We start from the raw sequence: 6,657 nt of genomic DNA on the forward strand, positions 1-6,657 counted from the left end.
AAATAGTTTGTTGCCACAAATTCTTTTTTAGCGGAATGGAAGCATTAATTTGATTTTTAAAACGTTCGCTTTGTTCGGTGTGACCGTTTAAAGGCATCAATAATCCAATGGGCATGTGTTGTTGGTCGCAATTGATTAATGCAACCTTGTTTGTAATTAATTTATTCAATAAACCGTTGGTAATTGTTATTTGTTGATTTTCTAGAACAACAACACCAACATCTTCAATGGCAACGGTTTTGGTTTCTTGTTCCTTGTCAGGATATGAAATTACAATTTGCTCATTTTTGGCACTTAAATAAGCAGGATTTCCGAAAAAGAGTGTTCGTTTTATCATGCTATTTCAATTTGTCCTAAACGATTCACTTTGAGTTTTATAAAATTATCCTTAATTGAGTTTCCATCAAAATCTTTTGACATTTTTGAATCAAAACTTGAGTCTAGTTCTTTAGGAGCAATATTTTTTGCAAAAGTATTTGGAAAGAAATATATTGTATATCCTGAAAAATCATTAACATTGAAAATCCTTGATAATTGCTCCATTGATAATTTATTAAAATTAACAGAATTTATATTTTCCCTTTCTTCATTTGTTGGAACAAAAATTAGGTCGTTAATTGTTAACGATGCTATATTCTTGAATATAGTTTTTGATTTTTCATCGATATAATTTTTCGGCACAGAATTAAAACNNATACAAATTTGTTCCTTTTGCTGTTTCAACAAATTTATTCTTTTTATTACCATTCAAACCTAACTGGAATTTTTTACTTTCTTCAAAAACTCGAACTTTTTTTATAGGAAGATGGTCTTTATCATTGTTTAACGTTCTTATATTTTTATTTAAATCTTCAAGACCTTCTTCATTGAAAGCAACTTCCTGCGGAGGAAGTTTTTTACCACTTTCGTCTATAACGTTTTGAAATTTTATTTGTTCTAAATGATTCATTAGTATTTTTTGAATACCCAAATCGGTGATTTTTTCTATTTTCTTTCTATCAAAAGTTATGTCTAAAGTTTTTCTTGTTGCAGTAGCCTCAATTAATTCATAGACTAAAACTTTGTCAACAGCTTTACCATCAATAGTTAGTGGATTTGTTTTAAGATATTTTTTTAAGCCATCTAAATTATTTTCATAATGTTTTGCTCTTTCACGTAATTGCTTTTTTATGTTTTTATCAACAATAATTTCTAGATTATCTAAAATAGAATTAATTGCAACAGGATTTTCTTTAACTCTTTTTAGCATAACTTTTCCACTAACTGTTTCTGCATGCAAAGGCTTTCTAATTGCCCAATTTTCTCCTTTAGTTTGTTTGACTAATTGTTTTTTTAATATTCCATTTCCGTCTTCTACAAACTTTTGATATTTATTTACGGTTTTATTAATAACGCGGGTATTTTGTTTGAAACTTACAATAGTTTGCAGCAATTGGTTTTTAGAGTCTTGTGTAAAGGTTTCCCAGGGTTTGTGAAACTCTTTTGGGATATTAAATGTTTTGCCTTCTTTTGTTATCTGTTCGGTTCGTCTTAATTTAGAAACCAAAGCATAGTTTTTGTTTTCAGAATTTATAGAATTTAAATAGTTGATGTGGTCTTTGTTAATGCAAGCAATTATTAATGCATCTAAAGCGTGATGACGATGGTCAATTCTTTTTTTACTAAAACCTTTTGCTATTTCATCAGGAACAGTAATTTGAAAAACATTTTTACCTTTTTTATCTTCCCATTTTCCATACTTATCTGAATTTGTAATAGCATTTAATCTCTCAAAACGTGGCGTTATTATTTCATTCCAAATATCATTTAAACCCCAATCTTGTTTCATTTTTGACGTTATGGTTCCGGTAACAGGAACAACATTCTTAGAAGTTGCTTCAGCTTCAATAGTTCCATCTTTATCTTCACGGACAATTTTACTCAAGTACATTTTTACTACTTTACTAATGTATCTGCTATCGTTTAGTTGTCTGTTAATAAACGATTCAGGAATTTCCTCACTCAAAAGATTTTTTATTTTATTTTTATTTTTTGAGTAATAGGTTTCAATGTGTTTTTTGTAATTGTCTACAGAAAAAAGTTTTACACTTTTTCCTGCGCCAAGATCTACTAATCTTTCCGGGTTTGAAATTATAAATTCCATTGCTGTTTGATTGTCTTTAATTTGATTTACAGCACTTTCACAAATAACTTTGTTCGTCATAGAATCATCAAAAAAACGTGACTGCGGAAAAATATGCTCTATTTGATATTTGGTGGTAAACAATTCTGAGAGTTGAATTACTGCTCCAGTGTAAGGTGAGAGATATCCTTGTTCTAACCATAATTTATAACGTTGAATATCAGATTTTGAAGGTTTATTATTTTTTCTAATTTTATCAATTTCATCTAATTTTTCTTTTTCCTTTTCATTACTATAAACACCTTCTTCATAGATTTTTAAAATTTCTTGCTGACTTGGCGAGTATGGACGAATATCATCCACTTCATCAATTAGTTCCTGTAAAATGGCTCTTATTCGCAGATTTGTATTTTCGTTAGCATTTATTTGCTCGGTCATACGTTTACGTTTTTCTGCTGGATTTTTCATTTCTCTACCTAGTTCAATATGAATTTCATCGAAGAAATCTTTTGCTCCGTTTCCGTAAATTTTCCAAATATCTTTTACTGTTCGTAATGTTTCAGTAATTACTTGCTCAACAATTGGATTGCGAAGAGAATGTTGCTTGAAAGTAGTTTTTAAGTAGTATTCTATATCTTCTGGCGAATGCCATTTGTCAGTGTTTTTACTTTCTGAATGTCTGCCATAAACAAGATAACAAGCTTGATACGTATTTAAACCAGAATAATGATTTTTAGAATGTATAAAACTTGTTAAAATTGCCTTGGTAATTTCATCGTCTTGTACTTCTTTAAAACGTTTTTCATTATATTGTATAGTGTCTAAACGTTCAATAATTGTATTAATTTTTGATTTAATAGTATTTGAAATTGCATCTTCATTCCAATACTTGCCAACTCGCATTAATGGTAATAATTTTTTGATTGCTTTTTCAGAATAAGCCCCATAATCATTTTTGTAAGGTTTTAATTTAGATAAAATGTTTGCGCTTGCTTCGGGTAAATTATTTTTAGTTACAAATTTTTGAATAGCACTTTTCAATTCAATTCTGTCAGAAACAGAATATAGAATGTGCCATAAATTGGCTGTGTTTTCAGTTGTAAAAAAAGTTTTATCAAAACCTTCAATTTTAGAAGTTTTCAATAGTAGTTGTCCTCGTGTTTCATTGCAAGGATAGGTTTTTTCTTCTACCATATTCCATCTGAACAAATCTTCTTTTAATTTATAAATAGCTAAAAATTGCTTCTGTGTAATATCTTCTTTATCGTTTAATGTTTCAAATAATTTTACTGCTTCATTTTCTGAAGAAATAAATTCAGAAGTAACATCAATATCATTTACTAATCCTCGTTTGTATATTTTCAAATTTGAAATAAATTGCCACAGTCTAAATTCTTGAAATATAGGATTTGATTTTGCAATACATTTTACAGGTTGCAATTTGATTTCGCCAGTTTTTTTGTCTTTGTAAGTTTTTGTTTCGTATTGACAATCACTAATTAATGAAATTTTACTTTTTAATGGTCGTTGGTAAAATATAATATCATCCATAAAAAGATAATCAAAACCTTTTGTAGTTATTGAATTTCTATGAGCATCATTTTTTGAATATAATTCTAAAATACATTCTTGATATAAATTTTCATTTTGTAAATCAGGATTTAATTCAATTTGCTTCTTTAGGATTGCTTTTAGTTCTTCTTTGTAGAATTTTCGTTCTATGGTTCGAACCAATTTTCCATTTATTTTTTGAGTTGGATTTTAAAGAAGTGTTTCATAAATAAAACAACCAACGGTTTTATTACTTGTTTCAATAGTTTGCTCTGTTTTAGATTTGATAGCTATCCAATCTTTTTCTGAATCAACAGCTCTAAAACTTCTTTTCTCTTCATTTTCTTTGTTTAATTTGATTGTTCCATCATCATTTACTTCCGTAGTAACAATAAACTCTTTTTGTTTTCCAATCCAATTATTTAATGATGTTTTACTTTCGCGTTTGTAAATCCATCCATTTTCTAAAATAACATTATACCAAATACCTGTTTTACCTTTATCTCTTTCAATGACATCTCTAACAATTAAAGTATGAAATTCTTCAGTTTTATTTTTACTTTCTTCTTGTTCTTCGCCACGCAATTGATAATAACCTCGCTTTTGATTAAAGTTTAAAAGCAACCACGATAATTCTTCATTTGACAGTTTTTCTGACAAAGCTTTTTTTCTTAAATAATATATGGTCCAATCGTAAGGAATTGATTTTTCTTTTTCAAAAAGTTGAGGTTGTGTTTTTTTAAAATCTGAAACCATCTCGCTAAACGATTCAATAAAAAAGAAGTGATATTTTCCATTTCCAACTTTCTTGTATGCAATTTTTTCTTCGGTTTCTGATTTAAATTGGCCTAACTTTTTTGTAAAATCTATTGAATCTGCAAAATGCTTTGGCAAAAAACCAAGTTTATTTAGTACTCTCAATAAGCGTTCACGTCTTAATAATTGTCTTTGATTTAATCTTCTAACACCTCTATATTCAGTTCTTTCAGAAGTTTGAGATTTTGTAACACCAATATCAAATTTACCTAATACTTCCTGAGACATCGGTATAATTCTGCTTCCTAAACCAATAATTTCGCCTTGCTTTTTGTCAAAATTTTGATTAGTCAACGCCCAACCAATACTATTTGTCCCTAAATCCAATCCTAATATTTTTTTCATACGTTTCAATTTTATGGTCGAAATATAAATAAAAGAAAATTAAGTAATTTACGGAAAACCGTAAACCAACATTAATTTTTTTGTTGTAATATTGCATTACAATTTTGAAATCAATTCACAATAAGGATTATTCCGTTGTGAAAACATTTAAAGCGGCTTGAAAGAGTCGCTTTTTTTTGTTTTAATTTGGTTCTGTTCGTAGCTTGTTCTGTAAAAGATTTATTTTGACGAAACGCTTACGAACAAACTACGAACGAACTACGAACAAAACCCCTATAAAATGGCATTAATCTATTCAAAAGGTTTCATTTGATTTCAAAACCGTTCAAAACTGTTCAAAACCGTTCACTTAATTTAATCAAGAAACAGATTTCTAAATTTCAATAACAAAAAAACCACAAGCGCAATACTCGTGGTTTTGTAGTTATTTATGTCTTTGAATTTATGCCATGGAATGAAAACCAATCGAGTTTCCTTCACTATCTAAAGCGATACCACAAAATCCGTGTTCGCCTAAAGACATTTTTTCTTGTAATACAGTTCCACCAGCATTGGCAACACGAGAAAGTTCTACTGCACAATCATCGCATCCAAAATAAACCAAAGTACCACCATTTCCTGGTGACATATCGCTCATTTTGCACAAAGCACCGCTTATGTTGTGTCCGTCTTCTACCCATGGAAAACTAACCATTTCTAGATCGCCAAATGCACCTGGTGTTTGCATTGGAATCATAGTAATATTCAATACAGATTCATAAAACTTTTGGGCGCGCTCCATATCGGAAACATAAATTTCTACCCAAGCAAATGGATTTTTCATACTAGTGTTTTTTAATTATTGGTTGGTATTCAAAATTACTAATTATCGTTTACTTTTTGCTTCAATTTCTGGAAGTTGTTTTTTGTATTCTTCAATATTCCAAATGATATTCCAACGTTTTACATAATCTGCCAGCGGACCAAGACCTACTGTTGCTCTTCTTTTATCAACATTATCTGGATCTTCAAGTGGTAAAACATACTCGGTATTGGTTTCGTTATCATAACCTATTTGGCTACCGTAGATTTGTTTTTTCCCTTCACCAAGCGCAACTCTATCTTCTAGTAAAGCAAGTGAACTACTACTGGCATTGTTGTTTTTTACCGCTTCGCGCATCATAGGAAGATACTTTTGTTGCGTCTTTAAATCGGAATGTTGAATGACTAAAAACAGCGTTTGATTGGCTTGACCACCAACTTTATCAACGCCAACCCAACCGTACTTATCTAAAATTTCGGTGACTTTGCCCAAATTAATACTGTCTTTATGCATCATGACTTTACCCAAACTATCAACTATTTTACTTTGGTTCCCGTAGTCTTTTTGAGCTTTGATATAATCTCTTCTAATTGTTTGATCTTCTTCGAATAGCGCAACTAATTTGGTTTGTAAAGGCTTGTCGTATTTTGCTTCTCGTGCGTCTACAACTTTTTGCATATCGCTCACCAATTGTAGCCATTTTTTATCATTGTGAAGGGATTTTAAATCGGAATCAGTTTTAAGATGGTTAACATTTGACCAACCTTTATTTAAGGCAAGTTGTAACCATTGAAATGCCACTTTTTTATTTCCTAAAAGTGCCGCCGAACATGCAGCATTATACAAATCTTCGGGACTTTTTTGTTCGATAGAAAAAGCTTCAGTATATTTCTCTACTGACTTTTTGTATTCTTTGTTTTTGTAAAAGGCATCAGCTTCGCCGACAAGCAATTTATAGTTTTGAGAGAAACTTAATGTAAAAAGAAAGAGTAGTATAGTGGTTAATGTTGCTTTCATATTT

General features: G+C 29.9%; 5 protein-coding genes. All 5 read right to left on the bottom strand.

The window, feature by feature from the left end; genetic code table 11:
- Positions 1-337: CRISPR-associated endonuclease Cas1 (locus DIU01_RS10805; protein WP_367221973.1), on the bottom strand; the 337-nt coding region annotated here is incomplete at its 3' end.
- A 348-nt stretch (positions 338-685) separates the two neighbouring features.
- Positions 686-3,856 (bottom strand): type II CRISPR RNA-guided endonuclease Cas9, encoded by a 3,171-nt coding sequence (gene cas9, locus DIU01_RS10810; RefSeq protein ID WP_290834328.1) that lies wholly within the window; start codon positions 3,854-3,856, stop codon positions 686-688.
- Between the two features lie 27 nt (positions 3,857-3,883).
- The gene (gene cas9, locus DIU01_RS10815) at positions 3,884-4,834 is read right to left on the bottom strand and encodes a type II CRISPR RNA-guided endonuclease Cas9 (protein WP_290834331.1); all 951 of its coding nucleotides are present in this window, start codon (positions 4,832-4,834) and stop codon (positions 3,884-3,886) included.
- Between the two features lie 442 nt (positions 4,835-5,276).
- Positions 5,277-5,657, bottom strand: a complete 381-nt coding sequence (locus DIU01_RS10820) for a VOC family protein (protein ID WP_290834333.1) — start codon at positions 5,655-5,657, stop codon at positions 5,277-5,279.
- Positions 5,658-5,699: 42 nt separating this feature from the next.
- Positions 5,700-6,657, bottom strand: a 958-nt coding sequence (locus tag DIU01_RS10825; RefSeq protein ID WP_367221975.1) for a DUF6624 domain-containing protein, incomplete at its 5' end; no start/stop codon positions are given.

It is taken from the genome of Flavobacterium sp., from assembly GCF_003525665.1.
GTDB lineage: Bacteria > Bacteroidota > Bacteroidia > Flavobacteriales > Flavobacteriaceae > Flavobacterium.